At 71.0% G+C, this 25,224-nt stretch carries 18 protein-coding genes; 11 read left to right on the top strand and 7 right to left on the bottom strand.

The genetic code is table 11. From position 1 onward, the window contains the following. Positions 1–178: 178 nt before the first annotated feature. From ACFPZ3_RS12995 to ACFPZ3_RS12975, 5 genes are all read left to right on the top strand, one after another. A complete protein-coding gene (locus ACFPZ3_RS12995) occupies positions 179–2,335 on the top strand; it encodes a HelD family protein (RefSeq protein ID WP_379514288.1) in 2,157 nt (718 codons plus the stop codon). A gap of 617 nt (positions 2,336–2,952) precedes the next feature. Next, positions 2,953–5,301 (top strand): apolipoprotein N-acyltransferase, encoded by a 2,349-nt coding sequence (gene lnt / locus ACFPZ3_RS12990; RefSeq protein ID WP_379514287.1) that lies wholly within the window; start codon positions 2,953–2,955, stop codon positions 5,299–5,301. Next, positions 5,298–6,050 (top strand): polyprenol monophosphomannose synthase, encoded by a 753-nt coding sequence (locus ACFPZ3_RS12985; protein WP_379514286.1) that lies wholly within the window; start codon positions 5,298–5,300, stop codon positions 6,048–6,050. The genes lnt and ACFPZ3_RS12985 overlap by 4 nt, the downstream gene beginning before the upstream one ends. Before the next feature lie 417 nt (positions 6,051–6,467). Beyond that, positions 6,468–6,851: a hypothetical protein gene (locus ACFPZ3_RS12980; RefSeq protein WP_379514285.1), complete on the top strand. Its 384-nt coding sequence runs from the start codon at positions 6,468–6,470 to the stop codon at positions 6,849–6,851. Positions 6,852–7,323: 472 nt separating this feature from the next. Further along, positions 7,324–7,815: an FxsA family protein gene (locus ACFPZ3_RS12975; protein ID WP_379514284.1), complete on the top strand. Its 492-nt coding sequence runs from the start codon at positions 7,324–7,326 to the stop codon at positions 7,813–7,815. A 206-nt stretch (positions 7,816–8,021) separates the two neighbouring features. Here ACFPZ3_RS12975 and ACFPZ3_RS12970 read toward each other — a convergent pair whose 3' ends face one another. Further along, a complete protein-coding gene (locus ACFPZ3_RS12970; RefSeq protein WP_043625492.1) occupies positions 8,022–8,366 on the bottom strand; it encodes an RNA polymerase-binding protein RbpA in 345 nt (114 codons plus the stop codon). A 297-nt stretch (positions 8,367–8,663) separates the two neighbouring features. On the opposite strand from ACFPZ3_RS12970, the gene ACFPZ3_RS12965 reads away from it, so the two are divergent. The 4 genes from ACFPZ3_RS12965 to ACFPZ3_RS12950 all read left to right on the top strand — a co-directional run bounded on the left by ACFPZ3_RS12965 (position 8,664) and on the right by ACFPZ3_RS12950 (position 11,676). Continuing rightward, the gene (locus ACFPZ3_RS12965; protein ID WP_379514374.1) at positions 8,664–9,620 is read left to right on the top strand and encodes a helix-turn-helix transcriptional regulator; all 957 of its coding nucleotides are present in this window, start codon (positions 8,664–8,666) and stop codon (positions 9,618–9,620) included. A 63-nt stretch (positions 9,621–9,683) separates the two neighbouring features. Continuing rightward, positions 9,684–10,277: a TetR/AcrR family transcriptional regulator gene (locus tag ACFPZ3_RS12960; protein WP_379514283.1), complete on the top strand. Its 594-nt coding sequence runs from the start codon at positions 9,684–9,686 to the stop codon at positions 10,275–10,277. Further along, positions 10,274–11,110: an alpha/beta fold hydrolase gene (locus ACFPZ3_RS12955; RefSeq protein ID WP_379514282.1), complete on the top strand. Its 837-nt coding sequence runs from the start codon at positions 10,274–10,276 to the stop codon at positions 11,108–11,110. The genes ACFPZ3_RS12960 and ACFPZ3_RS12955 overlap by 4 nt, the downstream gene beginning before the upstream one ends. Positions 11,111–11,223: 113 nt before the next feature. After that, positions 11,224–11,676 (top strand): hypothetical protein, encoded by a 453-nt coding sequence (locus ACFPZ3_RS12950; RefSeq protein WP_379514281.1) that lies wholly within the window; start codon positions 11,224–11,226, stop codon positions 11,674–11,676. Positions 11,677–11,698: 22 nt separating this feature from the next. Here the strand turns inward: ACFPZ3_RS12950 and ACFPZ3_RS12945 are convergent, their stop codons facing one another. After that, positions 11,699–11,863 (bottom strand): hypothetical protein, encoded by a 165-nt coding sequence (locus ACFPZ3_RS12945; protein ID WP_379514280.1) that lies wholly within the window; start codon positions 11,861–11,863, stop codon positions 11,699–11,701. Then, positions 11,860–13,086: a cytochrome P450 gene (locus ACFPZ3_RS12940; RefSeq protein WP_379514279.1), complete on the bottom strand. Its 1,227-nt coding sequence runs from the start codon at positions 13,084–13,086 to the stop codon at positions 11,860–11,862. The genes ACFPZ3_RS12945 and ACFPZ3_RS12940 overlap by 4 nt, the downstream gene beginning before the upstream one ends. Positions 13,087–13,287: 201 nt before the next feature. Between ACFPZ3_RS12940 and ACFPZ3_RS12935 the strand changes: the two genes are divergently transcribed. Next, the gene (locus ACFPZ3_RS12935) at positions 13,288–13,929 is read left to right on the top strand and encodes a TetR/AcrR family transcriptional regulator (protein WP_379514278.1); all 642 of its coding nucleotides are present in this window, start codon (positions 13,288–13,290) and stop codon (positions 13,927–13,929) included. A 120-nt stretch (positions 13,930–14,049) separates the two neighbouring features. After that, positions 14,050–14,769: a FadR/GntR family transcriptional regulator gene (locus ACFPZ3_RS12930; protein ID WP_379514277.1), complete on the top strand. Its 720-nt coding sequence runs from the start codon at positions 14,050–14,052 to the stop codon at positions 14,767–14,769. A gap of 110 nt (positions 14,770–14,879) precedes the next feature. Here ACFPZ3_RS12930 and ACFPZ3_RS12925 read toward each other — a convergent pair whose 3' ends face one another. The 4 genes from ACFPZ3_RS12925 to ACFPZ3_RS12910 all read right to left on the bottom strand — a co-directional run bounded on the left by ACFPZ3_RS12925 (position 14,880) and on the right by ACFPZ3_RS12910 (position 25,223). Next, positions 14,880–15,353 (bottom strand): hemerythrin domain-containing protein, encoded by a 474-nt coding sequence (locus ACFPZ3_RS12925; RefSeq protein WP_379514276.1) that lies wholly within the window; start codon positions 15,351–15,353, stop codon positions 14,880–14,882. Between the two features lie 505 nt (positions 15,354–15,858). After that, on the bottom strand, positions 15,859–16,122 hold the full coding sequence (locus ACFPZ3_RS12920) for a hypothetical protein (RefSeq protein WP_379514275.1): 264 nt from the start codon (positions 16,120–16,122) through the stop codon (positions 15,859–15,861). Further along, entirely contained in the window at positions 16,116–22,307 is a 6,192-nt protein-coding gene (locus tag ACFPZ3_RS12915; protein WP_379514274.1) for an RHS repeat-associated core domain-containing protein, read from the bottom strand. The genes ACFPZ3_RS12920 and ACFPZ3_RS12915 overlap by 7 nt, the downstream gene beginning before the upstream one ends. A 354-nt stretch (positions 22,308–22,661) precedes the next feature. Further along, positions 22,662–25,223 carry a family 78 glycoside hydrolase catalytic domain gene (locus ACFPZ3_RS12910; RefSeq protein ID WP_379514273.1) on the bottom strand — a complete coding sequence of 854 codons (2,562 nt, stop codon included), beginning with the start codon at positions 25,221–25,223 and terminating at the stop codon, positions 22,662–22,664. Position 25,224 lies beyond the last annotated feature (1 nt).

Raw genomic sequence — 25,224 nt, 5'->3', positions numbered from 1 at the left:
CAAGCAGAATGGCCCGGAGTGTCCCATTAACCACATTAACGGTCAGGCGGCAACTCGTCAAACCGAGCTCGCCAAAGAGCAGACGTACGTCACCGCCCTGTACGAGCGCCTCGACACGCTACGTGAGCGTACCCAGCGGCAGCTCAAGGAGGTACTGGCCACGGGCGCAGTCGGCACCATGCAGAACAGGTCCGAGCGCGACACGTTCGCCGACATGTACGCCTCCCGCCTCGCCAGGCTCTGGGCCGTCGAGCGCGGCCTGATTTTCGGACGACTAGATCATCTGGACGAGGGCCGGCTCTACATCGGCAAGCTCGGCCTGACCGACGACGACCAGCAGCGCCTGCTCATCGACTGGCGCGCGCCGGTGGCGCAGCCGTTCTACCGCGCCACCGCGACCGCCCCCATGGGCGTGACCAGGCGTCGCCACCTGCAGACCAAGGGCCGCGCGGTGGTCGGCGTCGACGACGACCTGCTCGACCTCGACTCGCTCACCGACGACGACCGCGCCACGCTCAACGGCGAGGCCGCGCTGCTGGCCGCGCTCGACGAGCGGCGCACCGGCCGCATGCGCGACATCGTCGCCACCATCCAGTCCGAGCAGGACCGCGTCATCCGCAGCGACCTCAACGGCGTGCTGGTGGTGCAGGGCGGCCCTGGCACCGGCAAGACCGTCGTCGCGCTGCACAGGGCCGCGTACCTGCTCTACACCCACCGCGAACGCCTCGAACGCCGCGGCGTGCTCATCCTCGGCCCCAACCTGACCTTCCTGCGCTACATCGAGCAGGTCCTGCCCTCGCTCGGCGAGACCGACGTGCTGCTGTCCACGGTCGGCGAGCTCTACCCCGGCCTGACCGCCACCGCCAGGGAACGGCCCGAGGTGGCCGCGCTCAAGGGCGACTCCCGCATGGTGGAGGTGATCGCCAAGGCCGTGCGCGACCGGCAGAAGATCCCGCGCAAGCCCATCGAGCTGACCATCGGCCGCATCACGCTCACCATCGACCGTCCCATGCTGGACGCCGCCAGGAACAAGGCCACCCGCTCGCGCCGCCCGCACAACCAGGCCCGTGCCGTGTTCGTCAGATCCGTGCTCAACGCGCTGGCCAGGCAGCAGGCCCGCAAGATCGGCAAGGGGCTCATCGACGAGGACGACCTGGCCGACCTGCGCGAGGAACTGCGCACGGAACCGGTGGTCAAGTCGGCACTCAACCGGCTGTGGCCGTACCTGACGCCGCAGCGCCTCCTGCTCGGCCTCTACAGCTCCCCTGACCGTCTCGGCTACGCCGCCGCCGACCTGTCCCCGCAGGAGCGGGCACTGCTGCGCCGTGACGGTGGGGAGTGGACCGAGTCCGACGTGCCGCTGCTCGACGAGGCCGCCGAACTGCTCGGCGAGATCGACGAACAGGTGCTGCGCGCCAGCGCGCTGCAGGCCGAGGAGGAGCTGGCCGCCGCCCGGCAGGCGGAGGAGAGCGAGCGCGAGGCCGAGCTCTCCTACGCCCGCGAGGTCCTGGAGCTGACGGGCCTGTCCGACGTCATGGACGCCGAACGGCTGGCCCAGCGCCAGCGCGGCGAGGGCCCCTACCTCACCACCGCGGAACGCGCCGCCGCCGACCGCAGCTGGGCCTACGGGCACGTGATCGTGGACGAGGCGCAGGAGCTGTCGCCGATGGCGTGGCGGGTGATCATGCGGCGCTGCCCGACCCGGTCGATGACGATCGTCGGCGACATCGCCCAGACCGGCTCGGCGGCCGGGGCCCGCTCGTGGGAGGAGGTGCTCGACCCGTACGTGGCCGGGCGCTGGCGCCAGGAGCAGCTCACCGTCAACTACCGCACCCCGGTGGAGCTCATGGCGGTGGCCGCCCGCGTCCTGGCCACCATCGACCCCGCCCTGCGCGCCCCGACCTCCGTCCGCGAGCTCGGCGTGCAGCCGTGGGCGGCGCCGCTGTCCGCCCTGCCCGGCCTGGTCAAGGAGGAGGCGGGGGAGGGCGGCAAGGTGGCCGTGGTGGTGCCCGACGCTCACCTGTCCGCCCTCGGTACGGAGATCGCCGCCGTCGTCCCCGGCACCGCCGTGGTCTCGCCCGGGGTCAGGGGAGCCGACGCGCTCGACGCGCCCGTGGCGGTGATGGGCGTGACCGATGCCAAGGGGCTGGAGTTCGACTCGGTCATCGTGGCCGAACCCGACCTCATCGCCGCCCAGTCGCCACGGGGCCCGAGCGACCTGTATGTTGCTCTCACCCGTGCGACGCAACGGCTCGGAGTCGTCCACGAGCGGCCGCTGTCACCGGCGCTGCGGGACTTGCCAAGCCGCTCTCCGGCACCCGCTAATGGGCTTTGACCTGCTTTAAAGCCACCGGCCAAACATGTCCTACCTGCGAAAACTTGATGTTTCTGCTGATCGGGACACGGTTGACATCTGAGGTGGAGTCGGTAGTTTGCTGCGCAGTCCAGCACGGGACTTGGCCGGTTGGCCGTCTCTGACATCGCCGGATCCTGCGTCCGTGACGGGGCATGACTCCGTCCACACAGCCAGGTGCAGGGCCGTCGGTCCGTCGAGTCGGGGCACCCCAACCGGGCGGGGGGTTGGACCCGGGACGGGTCCGGGAGCCCAGTAGACAACGGAATTCCGAGCTCGCCGCCGACGAGACGGGTCCGGTCCGAAGGGTTTCCGGGCCCTCTTCCCGCTCCCGTGCCCGGGCCGACGTTGCGCCGGGTGGTCCCGTTCAGCCGCGGGATCACCCTGCCGCGCCGTTCGCCGTTCGCTCTTCGCGATCCTTCGATCTTCCGGTGCCGTGCTGGCTTGAGTGCGGCCGTGGGGCGGTAGCGTTTTCGCAAGCAGGCGTTGCTAGGTGGCGAGGAGACCCCGGAGTGGTTCAGGACAAAGCGAACCTACCGCCCACGACCGGGCACAACCCTGGCCCTGCCGGCGGTGCGCCGGAGGGCGGCTCCGCCGTCATGCCATCAACCACCCTGCCCCCCGCCTCCCTCCCCACCCCACCAGCCCCACCCACGTCCGACACCACGCCCGGCGACGTCACGCCGGACGTCACGCCTGGTGACGTCACGCCTGACACCACGCCCGGCGACGTCACGCCCGGCGACGTCACGCCTGGCGACGTCACGCCCAACGTCACGCCCGGCGACGCCGCCGCACCTCAGCCTCAGCGCGCCTCCGATGGCGTGCTCGCGACGCAGGGCGTGCCGGACGCCGAGACCGTGGCCGGGCAGGGTGCCACCGCCGCATCCCCACCCGCCTCCGAGCCCGCCTCCGAGCCCGGGGCCGCATCCCCCGCGTCCGAGTCGGAGCCCGCGTCTGAGCTCGGGGCCGCATCCCTGCCCGTGTCCGAGCCCAAGGCCGAGCCGGAGCCCGTGTCTGAGCCTGAGCCCGTTTCCCGGCCCGCGCCTGAGCCTGAGCCCGCGTCCGAGCCTGAGCAGGAGGCCGCTTCCCCGCCTGTGTCCGAGCCCAAGGCCGAGCCTGAACCTGAGCCCGCGTCTGAGCCCGAGGCCGCTTCCCCTCCCGTGCCAGTGCCCGTGTCCGTGCCCGTGTCCGACCCCGAGCCTGCGTCTGAGCCCGTAGCCGTGTCCGCGGTCCAGGTCGGGGACGGTGGTGAGGCTGAAGGACGGGGGGTGGTTGAGGCGGAAGCGGGGCGTGAGGGGCGGTGGGTGTTGCTGGGCAGGGTTGTCGCGGCCGTCGTCGGCGGGGTGGCGTTGTTCGCCGCGTTCCCGCCGCTTGACTGGTGGTGGTGCGCACCCCTCGGCATCGGCCTCATCGTCGGCTCCCTTTACCGCACCCGCCCCAGACGGGCCGCCTGGCTCGGTTACCTGGCCGCTGTGGTGTTCCTGATGCCCACCCTCGCCTGGGTACGCGCCATCGGCGACGACGTCTGGTTCCTGCTGGTCGGCGTGGAAAGCCTGTTCTACGCCGCGATGGCCGTCCTGGCCGCGTTCGTGTTCAGGCTGCCCGCCTGGCCTCTGTGGTTCGGCGGACTCTGGGTGCTCATGGAGTGGGCTCGCAGCCTGGTGCCCATCGGTGGGTTCCCCTGGGCGCGGGCCGCCTTCAGCCAGGGTGAGTCGGTATTCACCCCGTATGCCTCGCTCGGAGGCGCGCCGCTGGTCTCGTTCGCCGTGACGTTGTGCGGCGCCCTCCTGGCGCAGGCCGTCCTGACCGGATCGCGCCGGGCCACAGCCCTGGCCGGACCACGCCGGGCTGCCGTCCTGGCCGGATCGCGCCGGGCCGCCGACCTGACCGGGCCGCGCGGGGACCTGACCGAGCCGCGCCAGGCCGCCGGTGTGGCCGGGCCGCGCCGGGCCGCAATCCTGGCCAGGGCCGTGCCGGCGGCCCTGGCCTTGGCGGTGCCCGTGCTGGGGCTCGCCGTGCCCATGCCGGGCGACGAGGGCCGTAGCGTCAACGTGGGGATCGTGCAGGGCAACGTTCCGGGCCGGGGCATGTACGTGCTGGGCGACGAGCCCGCCGTCGTCCTGCGCAACCACGCCAACGAGACCAAACGGCTGGCCCAGGCCGTACGCGAGGGCAAGCTCCCCAAGCCCGACCTGGTCGTCCTGCCGGAGAACTCCACCGACATCGACCCCTACCGCGACGAGATCGCCCGGCAGATCATCGACGACTCCGTCAAGGACGTCGGCGTGCCCACGCTGGTCGGCGCCGTCGTGTCGATCGGGACCGAGAACCGCGCCACCCGCAGCCTCGTGTGGGACCCGGCGACCGGGGCCGGCGACTATTACGACAAGCAGCATCTGGTGCCGTTCGGGGAGTACACGCCGTTCAAGGAGATCGTGCTGGCGTTGTCGGAGCGGGCGAACCTGGTCGGCAGGCAGTCGGTCGCGGGAGACAAGCCAGGCGACCTGAAGCTGGGGCCGGTCACGATCGGCGCGGTCAACTGCTACGAGGTCGCCTACGACGACACCGTGCGCGGCACCGTACTGGCCGGTGGCACTCCGCTCGTCGTGCAGACCAACAACGCCACCTACGCCGAGTCCAACCTCCCGCCCCAGCAACTGGCCATGTCCAAGCTGCGCGCAGTCGAGCACAACAGGGCCGTCGTCACCGCCGCCACCACGGGGATCTCGGCATATGTGACGCCTGACGGTAAGGTCTCCTGGCAGACTCGCGAACTTGTCGCTGACATGAACGTGGTCAAAGTGCCCGTACGCACGCAGGAAACGATCGCCACCAGGGTGGGCGCGCTTCCTGAATGGGCATTGATGTTGATGGGAGCCGCGGCGACGGCCGTCGCCGCGTGGCGTGGCAGGCGGCGAGGCGATCGGATGAGGAACGACGGATGATGGAGACTCTCGGCCGGGTGCTCGTCGTCGTGCCGACCTACAACGAGCGCGGCAACCTGTCGGCGATCGTCGAGCGGGTGCGCGCGGCCGTGCCCGACGCTCACGTGCTGGTGGCCGACGACAGGAGCCCTGACGGCACCGGCGAGGTCGCCGACGGCCTGGCCGCCGATGACGAGCAGGTGCACGTCCTGCACCGGCCGGGCAAGCAGGGCCTCGGCGCCGCTTACATCGCCGGGTTCCGCTGGGGGCTGGAGGAAGGCTTCGACGTCCTGGTCGAGATGGACGCCGACGGCTCCCACCAGCCCGAGGAACTGCCGAAACTGCTGGAGGCGCTGGCCGACGGCGCCGACCTGGCGATCGGCTCGCGCTACGTGCCCGGCGGGAAAATCGTCAACTGGCCTCAGCGGCGCGAACTGCTGTCCAAGGGCGCCAACATCTACACCCGGGTGATGCTCGGCCTGCCCGTGCGCGACGCGACCGCCGGCTTCCGCGCCTACCGCGCCGCCACACTGGAGAAGGTGGGGCTGTCCGGGGTGGAGTCGCAGGGCTACTGCTTCCAGGTCGACCTGACCCTGCGTACGGCAAGGCACGGGCTGCGGGTGGTGGAGGTGCCGATCACGTTCGTCGAGCGTACGGTCGGCAAGAGCAAGATGAACGGCAAGGTCATGGCCGAGGCGCTGGTGCGGATCGGGCTGTGGGGCGTCAGCGGACTGCCCAAGCGGCTCAAGGGCGGCAACGGCCGAAGCTAGCCTCAACCCGGCTCAACGGCTGGGACCGGCCCCAATCCCGGCTCAACGGCCGAAGTTAACCTCAACCTGGTTCAAGGGTCGCAACGGCCGAGGCTGGTCTCATTCCCAGCTCAACGGCCGAGGCTGGCTTCGATCTCGGTTCAAGGGCCGACGCCTACCTTGGTCCGGCTCAAGGGCCGCAACCGCTGAAGCCGGCCTGGATCCGGTTCGTCCGGCAGCGGCCGAAGCTCGCCTCGATCCGGCTCACGCGCCGTGGGCGGCCCGGGCCAGAAGGCGTGGATCGCGGTCGGTGAGCATGCCGCAGGCGTCCGGCCAGGCGGGCAGGGGCGCCCGTGCGCGGGAGGCACCGACGAGGCGGTACGCGGTGGGGCGGACGACTCCCTCGCAGCCGCCGCTCCCGACGTACCGGGAGACCGCATGAAGATCAGGCCGCGCGGTCTGAGGTCGGCGATCCGCAGGCTTGAACGGTTGTCGTGGGGTACGGCGATGGCCGTCACGTTGCTGACCTGGGCGGCGTGGTGGCGCTCCATGGGCTTCTCGCGCTCGCCCTTCTACTGGGATGCCCAGCAGGATCGCCCGGCCCCGTGCGATGGTCACAGGCTCGCGCAGGGCGAGCCGGGGGTCATCCCTGATCGACGCGTACGCGACCGTGAACGGCGCCGCCTCCCCGCTGAGCTCATCGAACGCACGGGGCCAGGGGAGTCGATCCACCCGGTGAACACCACACCGACGACCGTCGCGATCCCGGCGCCGAGGATCCCGGCCACCCACGTCGGCAGCGCGCGCCCCGACCCTTCCTGAGCCTCGGTTTCTGGCGGGGGCCCGAACCCCACCGCCTCCACGCCTCGATCGGCCACGCCTCCTGCGTCAGCCGCCCCGATTGGCCACGCCTCCTGCATCACCCGCCCCGACCCTTCCTTAGCCTCGGTTTCTGGCGGGGCCCCGAACTCCACCGCCTCCATACCCGATCGGCTACGCCTCGATCGGCTACGCCTCGATCGGCTACGCCTCGATCGGCTACGCCTCCTGCGTCAGCCGCCGCGCCCCTGGCAGGACGTCTCCTGTTTGGCTTGGCGCGGTGTGCTCGTGGCATGGGCATTCCGCTCCAGACGCCGGAAGGATCTCCCTCCAGGGGCCCCGCTCGCCCCGCTTTGTCTCGCCTTTGGGCGAACGGGACCGGCCGGCTGGGCGAAGGTGACCGGCTGGACGGAACGGTTACGGCTCGCCGGGCGTTGTTCCAGCAGTAACGCGCGTGCGGAATCGAGGGAAAACGATGCGGCTCCTGCTCTTCCTGGCCTTCCTGGTCATCCCCGTCCTGGAGATCTGGTTGTTGATCCAGATCGGGTCGGCGATCGGCGGGCCCGCCACCATCGCCCTGCTCATCGCCGACAGCCTGCTGGGGGCCTGGCTGGTGCGCCGTGAGGGGCGCCGGGCCTGGCGGGCGTTGCAGGAGGCGGTGCAGTCCGGCCGCATGCCCGACCGCGAGCTGGCTGACGGCGGCATCATCCTGGTGGGCGGCACGCTGCTGCTGGCGCCGGGGTTCTTTCTGGACGTGTTCGGGCTCCTGTGCCTGATCCCGTTCACCCGGCCGATGATGCGCCGCCTGGGAGCGTGGTTCTTCGAGCGCCGGGTCAAGCGGCTGGCCGCCACTTCGCCGTACGCGAACCTTTTCCCGCCGACCTCCGGCCCCAGCGGTGAGGACGTGCCCCAGGGCGGCGGCCGGGTGGTGCACGGCGAGGTGATCCGGGAGGATCGCGACTCCTGACAGCCGTGCGGGCAAGACGTGCGGGCAAGACGTGCGGGCAAGACGTGCGGGCAAGACGTGCGGGCAAACCGTGCGGGCAAACCGTGCGGGCAAACCGTGCGGGCAAACCGTGCGGGCAAGACGTGCGGGCAAACCGTGCGGGCAAAGCATGCGGGCAAGACGAAACCCCCGGGCAGATGCCCGGGGGTTTCACCGTGAGAGGTAGGTCAGGCGCTCTTCCGACGCTGTGCCCGCAATACCGCGAGCCGCTCGTTGAGCACCTCCTCAAGATCCTCGATAGACCGCCGCTCCAGGAGCATGTCCCAGTGTGTCCGCGGGGGCTTCGTCTTCTTGGACTCCGGTTGCTCGCCGTCCACGCGTACCGCCGTCGCACCGCACATGCGGCACTCCCAGGTCGCTGGAATCTCGGCCTCGGCGGCAAGCGGAACCTCGAAGCGATGCCCCTTGGGGCAGGTGTAGGACACCTCCTGGCGCGGGGCCAGATCCGTGTTACGGTCGTTCTCGTAGCTGGTTGCCCCGAGCCGGGTGCCACGAAGCGCGCGCTCGCCCATGTCTAAATGCCTCCTACAGGGCCCCCATGCGTGGGGGGTCTGTCTCCCACGGTGTCTAACGCTTGGTACCGTGATGGGATTCCCACCCGCGGGGTGATCCAATCGCGGTTGAGGCCTCGGGTCTTCATGTGATCGCCGATCAGGGTCCCGTGCTGCGGCGATGCGATCCATCCGTTATGAGCGCGTACGCCGCGGGGCGCGTTTTGGTCAAATGCCGGCCTGACATTCTTCCCCCGGTGACGCCTATCGCGGCTCCTAGGACAGCTTCCGTCCTAGGAGTGCGAAAAGATGAAAGACATGTTGGAGACCTCCGCTCGTCTGCTCAGATTGCTGGCGTTGTTGCAGACCCATCGCCGTTGGTCGGGCAGGGAACTGGCGGACCGGCTCGGCGTGACCCCTCGCACCGTTCGCCGCGACGTGGACCGGCTGCGCGAGCTCGGCTACACCGTGCACGCCGTCGCGGGCACGTCCGGATACCGGCTGGGCGCCGGCTCCGATCTGCCGCCGCTTCTGCTGGACGACGAGGAGGCGGTGGCGGTCGCCGTGGGGCTGCGCACAGCGGCGGGCGGCACCGTGACCGGTATCCAGGAGACCTCGCTGCGCGCGCTGGCCAAACTGGAACGGGTGCTGCCGTCCCGGCTGCGGCACCGCGTCCACGCGCTGCAGTCGATGACGGTCCCGATGAGCGCCGGCGGGCCCGTGATCGACCCCGGCACCCTGACGGCCATCGCCGCGGCCTGCCGCGACCACGAGAGCCTGCGCTTCGACTACCGCGCCCATGACGGCGAACACACCAGCCGCGTGGTGGAGCCGTACCGTCTGGTGGCCACCGGCCGCCGCTGGTACCTGATCGCCTACGACACCGGCCACGCGGACTGGCGCACCTTCCGCGTCGACCGGCTCAGCCTGCGCACCCCCAACGGCCCGCGATTCGCCCCCCGCGACCCGCCCGCGACCGACCTCGGCGGATACACCTCGTACGCGATCTCCAGCGCCCCCTACCGCTTCCAGGGCCGCTTCACCGTCCACGCCCCCGCGCAGACCGTGGCCGAACGTGTCTCTCCCACGGCCGGCACGATCGAGCCTCTCGACGAGCGGACGTGCACGCTGATCTGCGGCTCCAACTCGCTCGACGAACTGGCCCTGTGGGTGGCGCTGATCGGGGCTCCGTTCACGGTGCACGAACCGCCGGAGCTGACCGAACACATCCGCGGCCTCGCCACCCGTCTCATGGGGGCGATCCCGCGCGAATAAACGCGTTTCTCTTCCAAGGGATCCTAGGATATACCTAGAGGTCCTTGGAAAGAGGGAGGGTGCATGGCGCGGGCCGGACTGACGGCGGAGCGGGTGACGATCGCGGGCGCCGATCTGGCGGACGAGGTCGGGCTCGATCGCGTGACCATGTCGGAGGTGGCGCGGCGGCTCGGCGTGAAGGACGCCAGCCTCTACACCCACGTCCGCAACGTGGAGGATCTGCGCGGGCGGATCGCGTTGCTGGCCGCGGACGAGAAGACCGTCCGCATCGCGGAGGCGACCGCGGGGCGGGCCGGCAAGGACGCGCTGGTTGCGTTCGCGAACGCCTGGCGGGAGTACGCCCACGAACATCCGGGCCGCTACATGGCGACGCAGACGCCGATCCAGATCGACCCCGAGCTGGCCGCGAAAGCGCCGGGACCGCGCCGCGCGGTCGAGCTCACCTACAGCATGCTGCGCGCCTACGGGCTGGCCGAGCCCGACCTGACCGACGCGGTCCGGGTGCTGCGCAGCACGTTCCACGGGTTCGTCGCCCTGGAGGCCGCCGGCGGATTCGCGCACCAGCGCTCGCCGCAGCAGACCTGGGAGCGCGCCCTCGACGCCCTGCACACCCTCCTGGAGCACTGGCCCCCGTCCCGAGAAGGAGTCTCCTCATGACCGCCCCCACCACCGGCAACCTGCGCGTGAACGGCGCGAGCCTGCACTATGAGGTACGCGGTGAGGGCCCGCCGCTGCTGCTGATCCCCGGAGGGACAGGCGGCGCGTCCTCCTTCGACGACGTCGCCGACACCCTGGCCGCCGACTACACGGTCGTGACCTACGACCCGCGCGGCATGTCCCGCAGCCCGCTGGACGACCCCGAGGCCGAGCAGCGGGTGGCCGAGCACGCCGACGACGCGCTGCGGATCCTGGACCTGCTGTCGCCCGGCGAACGTGCCCGCGTCCTCGGCGTCAGCTCGGGCGCGATCGTCTCCCTGCACCTGCTCACCGCCCACCCCGGACGCATCGAACGCGTCGTCGCGCACGAGCCGCCGGTGGTCGAGGTCCTGCCGGACGCCGCCGACCACCGCGCGCTCATCGCACGCGTACGCGAGACCTTCCACGCGCAGGGAACCATGCCCGCGATGGCCGTGTTCGCGGCCGGACTTAAGAGGGAAGGCGACACCGACGAGCCGAAGGCCGAGATCACGCTTCCGCCCCAGGCGGTGGCGCGGGCCGAGCGTACGATGGCCAACCTGCCGTACTTCGTCGGCCGCATCGTCCCCTCTTTCATGTCCTACGCCCCGGACCTCGACCGGCTGCGGGCCCTGTCGGACCGGCTCGTCCTCGCGGGCGGCCAGGACTCACGCGGCGAGCTGCCCTACCGGCCCGCCGCATACCTGGCCGAGCGTTTCGGCACGGAACTCGTGCACTTCCCCGGCGGGCACATCGGCCTGACCACGCACCCGGCCGAGTTCGCGGAGCTCCTTCGCAAGGCCTTCCGCGGCTGAAGCGGGGGCCTGGGAACACGCTCCGTGCTGGAACGAGGTGTCACGTCTTGTCACGCCTTCCCGGGTGAGGCCGCCGTCATCGGTGACGGCGCCCGGGACACAAGGAGATCACCTTGTCATTCCACACCATCATCACCGGCCGCCGGGCGGCTCTGGCCACGGCGGGGCTGGCGGCGAGCCTCGCCGCGGCCGTCACGCTCGGTCCGGTGGCCGCCAGCAGCGCCACGATCGACCAGATGGCCGCCCAGGGCAGCCTCATGCGTGGCAGCCAGGCGTGTGTCGGCCCGTTCGCCGCCGGTGCGAAGGACATCGTCGCCGGCAGCGGCTCCGCCTTCTCGATCAGCCCCATCGGTGCGGTGGTGAACTGGCAACTGCGCCGGGCCGACCCGGACACCGACTTCTTCGCCGAGGCCGACGTCGTCCAGACGGCGACCTCGGACTTCTTCAGCACCTCCGTCCAGGCCGGCGACAAGCTCCTGCCGGGCAACTTCTGGGTGTGCGCGAGCGTGAACTCGGTGAGCCCCGTGCAGTACAAGATGTTCGTGGGCAACGGCCTTCCCGCCTGATCCGAAGGCACCGAGCCCGCCGTCAGGCGGGTGGCGGCTCGGCGTGGAAGTGGGCCCACATGCCGAGCCAGCCGGTGGCGGGGCCGGGGAGCAGGGTGGAGGTGACGATCCAGGTGTGCCGCGTCCGCGAGCCGTGCGACCCGCCGATGATCTTCGGGAGTGCGGTCGTGACCACGGTGCCGCTCACCAGGTGACGGGCAGTTCGTAGGCCCCGTACACGAATCCGTCGTGCTTGAACGGGATCTGCTCCACCTCGGCGGCGAGCGCCAGGTCGGGGACGCGCCGCAGGAGGGTGGAGTAGGCGACCTGCAGTTCCATCCGCGCCAGCGGCTGTCCCAGACACTGGTGCACCCCGTAGCCGAAGCTCACGTGGAGCCGGGCGTTGCGCTCAAGGTCCAGCCGGTCGGGGTCGGGGAAGACGGCGGGGTCGCGGTTGGCGATCTCGTTGATCACGAGAATGCCCTCGCCGGCCTTGATCGTCTGGCCCGCGATCTCGATGTCCTCCAGGGCGACCCGTCGCAGTCCGCCGTGCGTGATCGTCAGGTAGCGCAGCAGCTCCTCGACCGCCGCGGCGACCGGCTTCGGGTCGTCGCCGTCGCGCAGGAGCGCCGCCTGCTCGGGGTGCTGGAGCAGGGCCAGCGTGCCCAGCGTGATCATGTTCGCGGTGGTCTCGTGCCCGGCGAACAACATCAGCACGCCCATGCCGGCGGCCTCCGGCCGGGACAACTCACCGGCCTTGACCCGCTCGACCAGCCCGGACAGCAGGTCGTCGCTCGGCTTGACGAGCTTCTCGCCGAGCAGGTCGTCCAGGTACTCGGCCAGTCGCTGGTGTGCCTGTCCCCGCTGCTCCGGGGTGGAGTTGCGGTTGATGATGGTCCTGCTGTTGTTCTGGAAGAACTCGTGGTCGTCGTACGGCACGCCGAGCAGGTTGGAGATCACCAGCGAGGGCAGCGGCAGCGCGTACGCCTCGACGAGGTCGGCGGGCTTCGGGCCGGCGAGCATGGCGTCGATCAGTTCGTCCGCGATCCGCTGGGTGGCCGGCCGCATCGCCTCCACCCGCTTGATGGTGAACGCGGAGGTGACCATCCGCCGCAGCCTGGCGTGCTCGGGGTCGTCCATCAGGATGAAACCGATGCCGCCTGAGCCCTTCTCCCGCGAAGCCGCGCTCTCCATGGCCGCCGCCTCCAGCGCGGAGAGCCGCGGGGTGCCGCGCGCGGGCTCGACGCTGACCTTGGCGCTGCCGAGCACGGCGCGGTGCTCGGCGTGGCCCGTCACCAGCCACGTGGTGCCGCCGTCCCACAGCCGGACCCGGGTCAGCGGGCCCTCCTCCTGCCGCGCCCGCATGGCGGGGGCAGGGTCCAGCGGGCACGTCGCGGACCTGACGATGTCGTACTCCGGGATGGTCGTCACTGCTTCGTCCTTCGCTGGTCGGGTGAGAGCGACTAGTTTAATTCAATTGATTGACTTAAACTGTATCGTGAGGTGGTTCCCTGTCAAGCCGGAGGGTCGCCGTTTGCGTAGGCTGTCCTTCCGCCACGCGTGGACCTGCGACGACCCCGCGCGACCGGGTGGCGCCGTGTCCCAGTTCGGTGAAGGACGATGATCAGCAAGATGAGACGCGACGAGCAGGTCGGTGCGACGCGGGAGGCGCTGCTGACCGCGGCCGAGCGACTGTTCGCCGAACGCGGGGTTTACGCGGTCGGCAACCGCCAGATCAGCGAGGCCGCGGGGCAGGGCAACAACACCGCGGTCGGCTACCACTTCGGCACCAAGGCGGACCTGATCCGCGCGATCGCCCGCAAGCACGCCGAGCAGATCGAGCGCATCCGCGAACGCATGATGAACGACATCGCCGGCTCCACCGACCCGCGGGACTGGGTGTCGTGCCTGGTCCGCCCGTTCACCGAGCACCTGGAGAGCCTGGGCAGCCCCACCTGGTACGCCCGCTTCGCCGCGCAGGTCATGGCCGACCCCACGCTCAACGAGATCATGGTCGACGAAGCCCTGACCGCCGCCCCGATACTGCGATCGTTCCGCGACGGCCTGACCCGGTGCCTGCCCGGCCTGCCCGCCGAGATCCGCCACGAACGCGCCGGCATGGCCCGCCACCTGGTCGTGCAGACGTGCGTCGAGCGGGAACGCGCCCTCGCCGAGGGCACTCCCACCCTCCAGCCGACCTGGGACGACCTCGCCACCGGCCTGATCGACGCCATCGCCGGCCTGTGGCAGGCCCCCGTAACCCAGCGCCCCTGACGCCGCCCCCCGCAACCCAGCGCCCCAGAACGGCCCGCCGCCGCGCGGCGCGGGACGGGCCCGGCGGCGAGGGTGCGGTTCGCGCGGGGTGGGCACCGCGGGACATGGCATGATTCCGCCATGACGGAGATCGGGAGAGGCGGCGCGCACGACCGGGTGGTCAGCAGCCTGGGCGCGGCCATCGTCAACGGCGACATCCGGCCTGACGACGATCTCGACGTGGTGGAGCTGCAGGAACGTTTCGCGGTGAGCAGGACCGCCGTCCGCGAGGCGCTGCGCGTGCTGGCCGCCAAGGGCTTGGTGGGAGCCCGCCCCCGGCGCGGCACCTTCGTCATGCCGCGCGAGCAGTGGGCGCTGCTCGACGCCGACGTGCTGCGCTGGCGCTTCGCCGACCGGGTGGACGAGCTCTTCCTGGACGAACTGGGCGAGGTACGGCTCACCGTGGAACCGGCGGTGGCCCGGATGGCGGCCCTGCGCCGCACCGGCCGCGACCTGGCCGATCTCGAAGACGCCCTGGCCGCCATGCGCGCGGCCGCGGGCAAGCCGGCCGGCGACCACGTGGAGGCCGACCTGGCCTTCCACCACGCCTTGTTGCGCGCCGCGCACAACGAGCTGATGGCGCAGATGGCCACCGCGATCGAGGCGGCGTTGCGGCTGCGCGACCAGTTCGTGCACACGACGCTCACCAGCGAATCCACCGACCAGCACGCCAAGGTGCTGCTGGCCGTGCGCAATCAGCGGCCGAAGGCGGCCGAGACCGCGATGCGGGTGCTCATCGAGCGCTCCATCGCGGACGTCGAGCTGGCCAAGAGGGTCCACGGCGAGCAGACCGGGCGCTAGAGCGCCGGACAGCGGTCGTCGGCTGAGGATCCACGCCCGGCGACTCGACGAAGTCCTGCTTGCCTACCGCGGCACCGGTGTGCCGCGCGACCGGGGGCCGTACTGTCTGCTCATGCCTTGGAGCTCTTGACCGCCAGTGGCTCGCTGGGCGCGTCCGCTTTGGCCTTGGCCATGCGCTCGCCCAGCTCCTGCAGCTCCTTGCGGCCCACCGCCGCCCGGACCTGCGGGAACCAGTCCTTCTCCTCTTCCTCGACGTGATGACGGACGTTCTCGATCAGCACCGTCACCTTCGCGGTGAAGAACTCGTCGGTGGGATCGAGGTCCTTCAGCTCCGACAACATCCACACCACGACGTGGTGCTCCTCGATGCTCTCCAGCACGTGGTCGGTCGTTTCCGGTACCTTCGCGCGAGCCGCCGGGTAGAAGATCTCCTCTTCGATGTAGGCGTGCGTGACGAGTTCCTTGGTGATCGTGTCCACGAGGCGTCGCTTCTCGGCATGGGCACGTTCGCCGGCCTGCTCGAAACGCTTGAACAGCGCCTCGACGGTCTTGTGGTCCTCTTTGAGCAGCACGATGGCGTCCATGTCTCCTCTTTCTGCCGGGGGCGCGGGGGCCAGTCGGTGACCGGGGCATCGAGCGGTCGCCGGAGGGGGTAGTGCTCTGGCGAGTGCGACGATGCCGGTGGGGTTGTCGCTGGGCGCAGTCCGCCTTCCCCGTCCACCAGGGATGAAACGACAGACCGTCCGAGCCGGCGCTCAGGCCGCCGCCGTGATCGAGCACGCTTTCCGTGCGTGGGCCGCTGTCGCGGGCACGCGACATGCCGCGCTGGGGGAGGTGACGCTCAGGCCGTCTGTCAGCGGTCCCACGGGGGCTGTCGCCCAGCTTCTCGTAGTAGCGGGCGAGCTCGCGGACTTCTTCCGGCGTGCGCAGGGAGAAAGCCGCAAGGGAGCCGAGCAGGCGAAGGAGCTTCTCAAGAAGCGCCTCAGCGGCTGGTGCTCCGCGCCTGAGGCCCAGGAGGATCATCGGAGCCGGGCGCACATCGAAAGAGGGTGGGGGACGCCGCCTGGACGTCCCCACACCCTCATGGTCCTACGGCTCGGGCGCCAGCCCGATCATGTCGGGCAGCGCCTGGGCGAACTCGCGGTAGGCGAGGTCGCCGGAGGCGTCGCCGAGCTCCGTCATCGCGGCGCGCACGCCCTGCTGTCCCGCCGGGTCCATCAGCAGGAGCGAGGAGGCGATGTTCTCCATGCCGCGCACCGCGGTGTCGGGGTCGATCTCGTGCGCCTCCGCCGTCTCCAGCAGCAGGAACGCGTCGACCAGTGCCTGCACGAGCAGTTTGTCGTTCTCTACCATGGGGCGTGTCTCACGAGGATCCCGGTGATTCCGTTGGCGCCCATGAACCGGTTCGCGGCGGCCACGGCCTGGGTGGTGGGCAGCTCCCACACGGCCTGCAGGCCGTAGTGCTGGGCGACCGCGGACTGCCGCCGGGCCTGGTCGACCGCCTTGGTGGTGAACATGGGGTTCAGCTTTCTGTCGATCAGCTCGTTGCCCTGGACCCCGTCGAACTTCGCGCCGATCGTCTCGCCGGCGTCGTCGACGAAGGAGATGTGCGGGGCCTGGCCGTAGCCGGAGACGGCGTTGGACCGCGCGCCGGGGGTTCCGGACTGGTAGCGATAGGCGTCGGGCCGCATCCCTGGAGAACCGCCGGCCCTGAGGTTGCCGCCCTCGTCCACCCAGTTGACATAGTCCTCCGCCTGGGGACAGTTGTGCGCCAGAACCGGCGCGGTCCCCGCGAGCACATAGTAGGTGTGCAGGCCGGCGATGGTGAAGTTGTGTACCCGTTCCCGGGCCTTGTTCTTCGCGACCGCCTTGACCTGGACGAACGTCCCGGCACTCGTACGGAGCCACATGCCCGCGCGCAGCTCGCCGGCGGGCAGCCACCGGCGCAGGCTCTCGACCCAGAACGGGTGCCCGTCGGTGGCGACCAGCTCGGCGCCGGCCCCGTCCACCGTGATGCGGACCAGCTGCTTGTCGCCTTCGCCGAGGATCGTCCTGACGACCGGCCTGGCCGTCGTCTCGCCGGTCTCCGGGTCGGTGGCGACGACCTCGTCGCCGAGGCCGACCTGCTCGATCGGCTTGGTGCTGCCGTCGGCCATCAGGACGAGGGTGCCGGTGACGAAGCTGTTCGGGCACGTGTCACCGGGCTTGACCCGCGGCTTGGCCGACGTGCTCTGCGGCTTCGTCTTGGCCTTGGCCTTGGCGGCCAGGGCTCTGGCCCGTTCTCTGGCCGCTGCCGCCAGGCGTTTGGCCTCGGCCTCCGCCGCGGCCTTGGCGGCTGCCGCCTTGTCGGCCGCGGCTCTGGCCGCCCTGGCCGCTGCCGCCTTGGCCGCCTCAGCCGCTCGTTCGGCTCCTCTCAGGATGGCCTTGGCCCACTTGAGCTCCTCGAAGAAGCTGATGACGGCCTTGCCGGCCTTCCAGATGGCGCCGATGATCTTCGGGGCCTTGAAGATCTTGCCCCAGGGCAGCGAGCCGACGACCGCGGAGACGCACGCGCCGAGGTCGCCCTTGAGGCAGTTGATGATGTCGGTGATCCCCAGGACCTCCATGAGGATCTGGCCGCCGGCCTCGAGGATGACGTCCAGGATGCTCTTGTTCTGGAGCTGCTGCGCCTTGGCGACGTCCTCGGGGCTCGGGCCGGGATCGACCTCGGCCGCCGGGGCCGTCTCGCCGCCGGTGGTGGGCCCCGGGTCGGGCCGCATGCCGGTGGGGTCGGTCATCACCAGCGGGTTGTTGGCGGCGTAGGTGTAGGCGGAGGTCGAGCCGGTGCCCGTCGGCATCGGGTCGGTGGTGGTGAAGCGGCCCGTGCCGGGGTTGTAGTTGCGTTCGCGCAGGTAGTAGTTGCCGTTGCCGGTGGTGTCGTCCTGGTAGGCACCGGCGAACCTCAGCGGGTTGTCGGGCGCCTGCGCCTCCTGCGAGGTGCCCTCCCGCGTTCCCGCCGTGGCCGGGGTCAGCGTGGTGCCGGTACGGGGATTGCCGAACGGGTCGTAGTCGTAGCCCGCCTCGACCTGGCCCGACGGGGAGAGCATGTTGGCCACGCCGCCCAGCCAGTCGTGGGTGTAGGCGTGCGTGGTGTCACCGGTGAGCAGGGCGAGCGGCTCGTCGTCGGGGCCGTAGGCGAAGCCGCGGCTCTGGACGACGGCGCCGGCCGGGTCCGTGGCGGTGTCCAGGGCGATCTGGGGCAGGTTGCCGTTGGTGTCCCAGGCCCAGCGCCGGGTGCCCGTCACGACGCCGCCCGTCACGGTGCCCGCACCGGTGGTGGTGGCCGCCGTGGTGGTCGCGCTCAGGCGCAGGCCGGTGGCGTCGTAGGTGAAGGCGGTGCTGTTGGCCCCGACCGTGGCCGTGGCCAGGCTGTTGTCCAGGTTGTAGGTGAACTTGTCCGATCCGGCCCTGGTCTGGTTGCCGTTGACGTCGTAGTCGTAGTCCTTGGAGACGATGCTGCCGGGCTTGACGACGGTCTCGCGCTGGAGCTGGTCGGCGGGGTCGTAGGCGTACGTCGTCAGGTCGTTGCCCGCCGTGCCGGTCCGCTTCTGGCTGAGACGGTTGCCCATCAGGTCGTAGCTGTAGTCGATGCGCCCGGTCATCTCGGAGCCGCGCGCGCAGCTCGTGGCCGAGTAGCAGGCCGAGACCACCCGGTCCGCCTTGTCGTAGTCGTAGGCCACCGACTCGTTGCGCTCGCCCCGCCTGGTGACGACCTTGGTGGGGTTGCCCATCTCGTCCAGCGTCAGGTCGAAGGCCGAGACCGGGGCGCCCTGTCCCTCGGCGGTGTTGACACTGGTCAGGCGGCCCGCCTCGTCGAAGACGCGCTTCTCGGTCAGCCCGCCGGTGGGCAGGGTGGTCGAGGTGCGGTTGCCCGCCGCGTCGTAGCCGAACGTCCAGACCGACTCGCCGCCCGCCACGCCGCCGGACACGCTCTGCCTGCTCAACCGGCTGTCGTCGTCGTAGTCGGTGCTGATCTTGGTGCCGTCGGGGTAGGTCCTGGTCGCGACGTTGCCGCGGTCGTCGTAGGTGTAGGCGAACAGCTCGTCGGGCAGCCCCGCGGTCTTGCGGGTGATGTTCTCGACCTGGTCCTCGTCGTCGTAGCCGACCTCGCGCAGGCCCGTCGGGTCGCCGTAGGCGGTGGTGCGGTCCTTGGAGTCGTAGGCGAAGGTGTAGACCGGGCCCTGCGAGCCCAGCGCGGTCCTGGTCCGGCGGTTGCGGATGTCGTAGGTGATGGAGACCGTGCGCTTGGCGCGCTCCTCGGGCGACAACCATTCGAGGGCGCCGACGGTGATCGCCGTCAGCGGGTTGTTCTCCGCGTCGTAGGTGATCTCCATCCGGCGGGCCAGCGGGTCGGACTTGGCGACCAGCCGCCCCGCGTCGTCGTACGCCATGCGCGAGCTGCGGCCTATCGGGTCGCGCACCGCCTCCAGCAGGCCGTCGGAGGTGTAGGAGTAGACCGTGGACCCGATCTGCGGCAGGAGCGGGTTGTAGGGCGTCTCGGGGGTGTGGGTCGTGGCCGGGAGGTCGTCCTCGCGGTAGGTCTGATGCGTCGTACGGCCCTTGGCGTCGGTCACCGCCGTCGCCCGGTTGGAGGCGTCGTAGGCGACCGTGGCGGCATTCCCCAGCGGGTCGAAGGACTTGACCTGGTTGCCCGCCCGGTCGTACTCGAAGCGCGTGGTGTAGTCGGCGGGATCGGCGCCACCGACGTTGCCGCGCGGCTCGGTCACCGTGACCATGAAGCCGTCGTCGTCGTAGGACCAGGTGGTGACGCCGCCTGTGGCGTTGACCTCCTTGATCCGGTTGCCGGCCGCGTCGTACTCGGTCTTGGTGCTCTTGCCGCCCGAGTCCGTGATCTCGGTCTGCCGGCCCGCCTTGTCGTAGCCGAGCGACGTGGTGCGGCCGAGCGTGTCGGTGGCGCTGGTGATGGCGCCGGCGTCGTCACGGCCGAACGTCGACTGTTTGCCCAGCTCGTCGGTGGTGCTCGACGTGCGGTCCAGCGGGTCGGTCTTGACATCGCGCTCGGTGAAGCCACCGCCCGGGTACGGCTGCCGGATGCGGACCAGGTTGTCGTCGTGGTCGTAGAAGTAGGTGGTGGTGAACTCGGCCTTGTTCGCGCCGGCCTCGTTGCCGCGCGGCGAGGTCACGGTCTTGAGCAGGCCCTTGGCGTCGTAGGCGTACGACGTCACGATCGGCGCCCTCGTGCGCAGCAGCGCCTGGGCGGTGGCCTGGCGGCCGGCCTCGGTGTAGGTGTACAGCGAGGTGCGCCGCTCGTCCTCCACCGTCTTCAGCAGGCCGTTGGCGTAGTAGGCGTAGGTCGTGCTCTGGCCGGTCGGCGACTGCTGGCGCACCACGCGGCCGGTCTCGTCGTAGCCGCTGCGCCACGCGCCGAACTTGCCCGGCTCCTGGGTGCTGGTCGGACGGTCCTGGGCGTCGTAGGCGTACTTGATGGTGTAGGCGGCCCTGTTGCCGCCCTGGACGGTGCCCCGCGGGTCCACCGTGGCGATCTTGCGGCCGGTGACGTCGTACACGAACTCGGTGCGCCGTCCGAGCGGTGAGATCACGGCCTTGAGCAGGCCCTGCGAGGTGTACTCCGAGCGGGTGACCTTGCCGCGCTGGTCGGTGGTGGAGACGCGCAGGCCGCGGGTGTCGTACTCGTGGGTGATGGTGGCGCCGTTGGGGTCCTCGCTGCGGACGAGCTCGTTGAACTCGTTGTAGGTGTCCTTCCACACCTGGCCGTTGGCGTCGGTGTGCTCGGTGGGGTTGTTGCGCTCGTCGTACTTGGTCTTCTCGGAGATGTTCAGCGGCTTCGGCGCGTCGGCCTGGAGGCGGTTGCCGTTGGTGTCGAAGATCGCCTCGTGCTGGTGCTGGTTGCCGTTGACGACCAGGTCGCGGTTGAGGTTGCCGTCGTAGCGGTGGTTGTCGGAGTCGCCGGTGCCGCGCTGGGAGTAGACCAGGGTGTTGCCCCGGTAGCCGTCGAAGACGATCACGCCGTCGGCGTCGGTCGTCGTGGCCTCCTGCTCGGCCGCCTTCCACACGAAGGTCGTCTGCTTGCCCAGGCCGTCCTTCTGCGCGCTCACCCGGCCGTCGGCGGCGTAGACGTTGCTGACGATCGCGACCCGGTGCGGGTCCACGACCTGGCTGAGCAGGCTGTTGGCGTGGTAGGTGTAGGTCCAGGCGAAGCCGCGTCCGTCCAGCACCTTGGTCAGCAGGTTGCCGGTGTAGAAATAGTTGCTGTTACGGCCGTCGGGCAGGCTGATCTGGCGGATGAGGCCGCCCTCGACGCGGACCTTGACGACCCGCCCGGAAGCGTCGGTGATCTTGACGCCGGTCGTCTCGTAGGTCAGCGTCACGCCCACGTCGCGGGCGTTGCGCATCGCGGAGAGCCGGCCCTGCGCGTCGAACAGGTAGCGGAGCTGGTGCGGAGTGGTCAGCACCCAGCCGTCCTCGCTCTTGCGCAGCGTCGAGCGCACGCCGGGCGGCCGCTTGTAGGCGCCGCCGTCCTGCGCCGTGTAGCGGGCCTGCGCGCCGTCCTCGGCCCGCACGATCGCCACGCCGTCCTGCTCGGTGACGCGCATGTCGTACGACCAGGCCCAGCCCAGCCCGAGCACGCTCGCGCCGCGGTTCATGGAGGAGTAGGTGCGCGTGCTGGTGAACACCGGCCCGAACGAGGCCATCGCGAAGTCCTGCTCGGTACGCACGTACGCGCCGGTCCCGGTGTTGACCCCCAGCGCCCGCTGCGCCTGCCCGGCCGTCGTCAGCGCCAGCGCGTTGCCGCACCCGCACCCCATGGCCTGCTCGTTCGGCACCGGCGGCGGGTCGATCGTCTGCCGCGGCGCCGACAGGTTCGAGGCGTCGGAGAGGGTCTCCTGCCCGTCGTCGTAGACGGCGGCGGCGGTGACGAAGTACTGCTTGCCGGTCTCCAGCACCCAGCCGTCCTTGACGCCGAACGAGCGGCAGAACTCGCCGCCCACGCCGCAGGTGGGGGAGGCGGGCGGCAGCTCGGCGCGGGGGACCAGGGTGGAGGCCTGCTCGGTCGGCGAGCCGGACTCGTACAACCGGAACCGGGCGCCCGTCCACGACGGGTCTTCCTGACCCGAGCTGAAGTAGAGCGCCAGCGAGGTGTCACCCAGCTCGAAGCCGGGGCGTAAGGACAGCCCCGCGAACCCGGCCGCCGCCGCGGTGGTGGTGGCGGTGGGGCCGGTCCTGTTGACGGGTCGTCCGGTCAGCTGGGCCTTGGCCGCGGCGCTCGCCCTGGCGGTGGCCGCGTCGGCCTTGCCGGCCAGTTCCGTCCACTTGCCCTTCGCCAGTTCGGCCGGTTTGCCGTCGGCCTTCAGCGCGGGCGGCGTCACCGGGGGCCGCTTGGCGGGCGCGAACGCCGTGTCCGGCCGCACACCGGAGGGCAACGGCCGGGCCGCGGGCGCCCCTTCCTGCCTGACCTGCGGGACCGCCGGCGGCGGCGCCGCCGCGGCCACGTCGAGAGGCGCGACAAAGGACGCCACAAGCGTCAATGCGATCAGATGAATCGGAGTTCGGGCACGACGAAATCGGCTCACGGCAGGCATTACTCAGACCTTCTCTGGCGGGACGAGTAGCGAAACGCGAACTGCTATCCGATTGCAGGTGCCAAGAGAATCAGGGGTTCGGAGCCGCCGCAAGGCAATTGATTCCAGACCGGCATCCGGCCAGGTCTGCCTGGCCTGATGCAGAGGAGGAGCCGCGACCTGGATCTTCGGCAAATTGCACCGTGACAATGCGCGGCCGGGCGCTCGGAATCGCGGGGGTATAACGCCGTGATATGACCTCAATGATATGGAACCGGCGCGGGCCGGATGGAGTCCGGCCCGCGCCAGGGGTTATTTCACGGTGAATTCGTGAGTGCCCGCGCCCACCTCCCGCGGCTCGGTCTCCGGCAGGTCCACCAGCGCCGACGTGCCCGGCGGCACCGTGGCGGTGACGGTGAGCGTCTCGCCGTCCCTGCGCCAGGAGACCGCGGCCGGCCCGTACGGAGTGTCGAGTCGCGCCGAGGCGTGCGTCAGCCCGCCGCCGGGGCGCGGGGCGATGCGCAGGCGGCGGTAGCCGGGCTCGGCCGGGGCGAGGCCGGCGACCGTGCGGTGCAGGAAGTCGGCCACGGCGCCGAGGGCGTAGTGGTTGAAGGAGGTCATCTCGCCCGGGTTGACCGTGCCGTCGGGGAGCAGGCTGTCCCAGCGTTCCCAGACGGTGGTGGCGCCCATCGTCACCGGGTACAACCACGAGGGGCATTCGCGCTGTGTGAGCAGCTCGTAGGCGGTGTCGTAGGCGCCGACGGAGCAGAGCGCGTCACAGATGAGCGGGGTGCCGACGAAGCCGGTGCCGATGCGGTGGCCGTCGGCGGCGACGAGCTGGACGAGCCGCCGCCCGGCCCGCTCCCGCTGCTCCTGCCCGTCCAGCAGGTCCAGGCACAGGGCCAGGGCGTAGGCGGTCTGGGTGTCGCAGGCCAGCCGGCCCGACGGGGTGACGAACTCGCGGCGGAAGGCCTGCCGCACCTGCGCGGCCAGCTCCGTGTAGCGGGCGGCGTCGGCGTCGTGGCCGAGCAGCGCCGCCGTGTCGGCTACGACGCGGGCCGACCAGGCGTGGTAGGCGGTGGCGACGAGCGCGTGGTCGGTGCGGGCCCTGCCGGGATCGTCCGGGGGAGCGGCCGGGTCGAGCCAGTCGCCGAACTGGAAGCCCTCGTCCCACAGGTGGTTCCCGCCGGTGAGCGAGTCGACCTGGTCCACCCACGTGGTCATGCTCGCGTACTGGGCGCGCAGCAGGCCGAGGTCGCCGGTGCGCTGGTAGAGCACCCACGGGACGAGCACGGCGGCGTCGCCCCAGGCGGCGGTCGGCGAGAGGTCGAACTTCAGCGGCACCGACGGCACGTAGTGCGGCACGGTGCCGTAGAAGGACTGGTCGGCGGCCAGGTCGGCGAGCCACGACGTCAGCGGTCCCGCGCAGTCGTAGAGGAAGGCGGCGGTGGGGGCGAAGACCTGGATGTCGCCGGTCCAGCCGAGGCGCTCGTCACGCTGCGGGCAGTCGGTGGGCAGGTCGACGAAGTTGCCGCGCATGCTCCACCGGACGTTGTCGTGCAGCCGGTTGAGCATGGGGTCGGAGCAGTCGAAGTCGCCGATCGGCCGCAGGTCCGTGTGGCAGACCACGGCCCGCACGTCGGCCGGGTCCAGCTCGCCCGGCCAGTCGTCCACCTGGGCGTAGCGGAAGCCGTGGGTGGTGAAGCGCGGCTCCCATTCCTCGGGCCTGTCGTCGCCGCGCAGCGTGTACCGGTCGAGGGCGTCGGCCCCGCGCAGGGGGCGCAGGGCCAGTTCGCCGTGTTCCAGGACTTCGGCGTGGCGCAGCGTGACGGTGTGGCCGGGCGGGCCCTGGACGCGGATGCGCAGGCGGCCGGCGATGTTCTGGCCGAAGTCGAGGATGGTCCTGCCGGAGGGGCTGGTCAGCACCTCGACCGGGGCCAGGGTCTCGGTGCGGCGCACGGGCGGGCCGGTCGGGGAGACGAGCAGGGCGGGATCGTGCGGCAGGGCGTCGGCGGGCAGCCAGGAGGAGTCGTCGAAGCCGGGCTCCGACCAGCCCTGGGGCAGCAGGCGGGCGTCGTGCTTCTCGCCGTCGTACAGGCTGGTCGCGGTGACCGGGCCGGTCGCGCAGCGCCACTCGCCGTCGGTGGCCACGATCTCGGTGCCGCCGTCGGCGTAGGTGATCTCCAGCTGGGCGATGAGCGCGGTGCGGTCGCCGTACAGGTTCGTCTTGCCGCCGAGGAAGCCGATGCGGCCGCGGTACCAGCCGTCGGCCAGGGTGGCGCCGATGGTGTTGCCGCCCTCGCCGACCAGGTCGGTGACGTCGTGGGTGCGGTAGCGCAGGCGGTGGCCGTAGCTGCTCCAGCCGGGGGCGAGCACGTCGTCGCCGACGACCCGGCCGTTGATCTCGGCCTCGTACAGGCCGTGCGCGGTGAGGTACAGGCGGGCCTTTGTGATCGGGCCGCGCAGGTTGAAGTCGCGGCGCAGCAGCAGCGCGTGGCCGTCGGGCTCGGCGAGCAGCTCCAGCGGCGGCGCGGCGGCCTCCGCCCGCCAGCCGGCCGGGTCGAGCAGGCCGGCCTCCACGTGGGACCAGGCGCTCCAGTCGCTGGCCGAGCCGTCGGCGCCGTGCACGCGCACGCGCGCGCCGCGCCGCTCGCGCGACTCCAGCGGCGCGCCGGGCCAGGGCACGAGCACCGACTCCTGCGAGGCGACCCGGCCGGTGGCGGTGCCGTCACTGAGTTCGATCTCGTACGCCTGCTGCCGCCAGCCGGGGGAGTCCGTGGCCACGGTCCAGGACAGGCGGGGTTCGCTCTCGCCGACACCGAGCGGGTCCCGGTGGTGCTCGAAGCTGATCGGTTCGACGGTCAGGAAGGTCATG

The organism is Nonomuraea insulae, from assembly GCF_042656245.1.
This window is presented reverse-complemented; position numbering and strand designations above follow the sequence as displayed.

What these genes read in the sequence shown, in the direction of transcription:
- ACFPZ3_RS12935 (WP_379514278.1), top strand. Translation starts at nt 13,288, where the DNA reads ATGAGACGCGACGAGCAGGTCGGTGCGACGCGGGAGGCGCTGCTGACC.
- ACFPZ3_RS12965 (WP_379514374.1), top strand. Translation starts at nt 8,664, where the DNA reads ATGTTGGAGACCTCCGCTCGTCTGCTCAGATTGCTGGCGTTGTTGCAG.
- ACFPZ3_RS12955 (WP_379514282.1), top strand. Translation starts at nt 10,274, where the DNA reads ATGACCGCCCCCACCACCGGCAACCTGCGCGTGAACGGCGCGAGCCTG.
- ACFPZ3_RS12970 (WP_043625492.1), bottom strand. Translation starts at nt 8,366, where the DNA reads ATGGGCGAGCGCGCGCTTCGTGGCACCCGGCTCGGGGCAACCAGCTAC.
- ACFPZ3_RS12980 (WP_379514285.1), top strand. Translation starts at nt 6,468, where the DNA reads ATGAAGATCAGGCCGCGCGGTCTGAGGTCGGCGATCCGCAGGCTTGAA.
- ACFPZ3_RS12985 (WP_379514286.1), top strand. Translation starts at nt 5,298, where the DNA reads ATGATGGAGACTCTCGGCCGGGTGCTCGTCGTCGTGCCGACCTACAAC.
- ACFPZ3_RS12960 (WP_379514283.1), top strand. Translation starts at nt 9,684, where the DNA reads ATGGCGCGGGCCGGACTGACGGCGGAGCGGGTGACGATCGCGGGCGCC.
- ACFPZ3_RS12975 (WP_379514284.1), top strand. Translation starts at nt 7,324, where the DNA reads ATGCGGCTCCTGCTCTTCCTGGCCTTCCTGGTCATCCCCGTCCTGGAG.
- ACFPZ3_RS12925 (WP_379514276.1), bottom strand. Translation starts at nt 15,353, where the DNA reads ATGGACGCCATCGTGCTGCTCAAAGAGGACCACAAGACCGTCGAGGCG.
- lnt (WP_379514287.1), top strand. Translation starts at nt 2,953, where the DNA reads ATGCCATCAACCACCCTGCCCCCCGCCTCCCTCCCCACCCCACCAGCC.
- ACFPZ3_RS12920 (WP_379514275.1), bottom strand. Translation starts at nt 16,122, where the DNA reads ATGGTAGAGAACGACAAACTGCTCGTGCAGGCACTGGTCGACGCGTTC.
- ACFPZ3_RS12910 (WP_379514273.1), bottom strand. Translation starts at nt 25,223, where the DNA reads ATGACCTTCCTGACCGTCGAACCGATCAGCTTCGAGCACCACCGGGAC.
- ACFPZ3_RS12995 (WP_379514288.1), top strand. Translation starts at nt 179, where the DNA reads ATGCAGAACAGGTCCGAGCGCGACACGTTCGCCGACATGTACGCCTCC.
- ACFPZ3_RS12930 (WP_379514277.1), top strand. Translation starts at nt 14,050, where the DNA reads ATGACGGAGATCGGGAGAGGCGGCGCGCACGACCGGGTGGTCAGCAGC.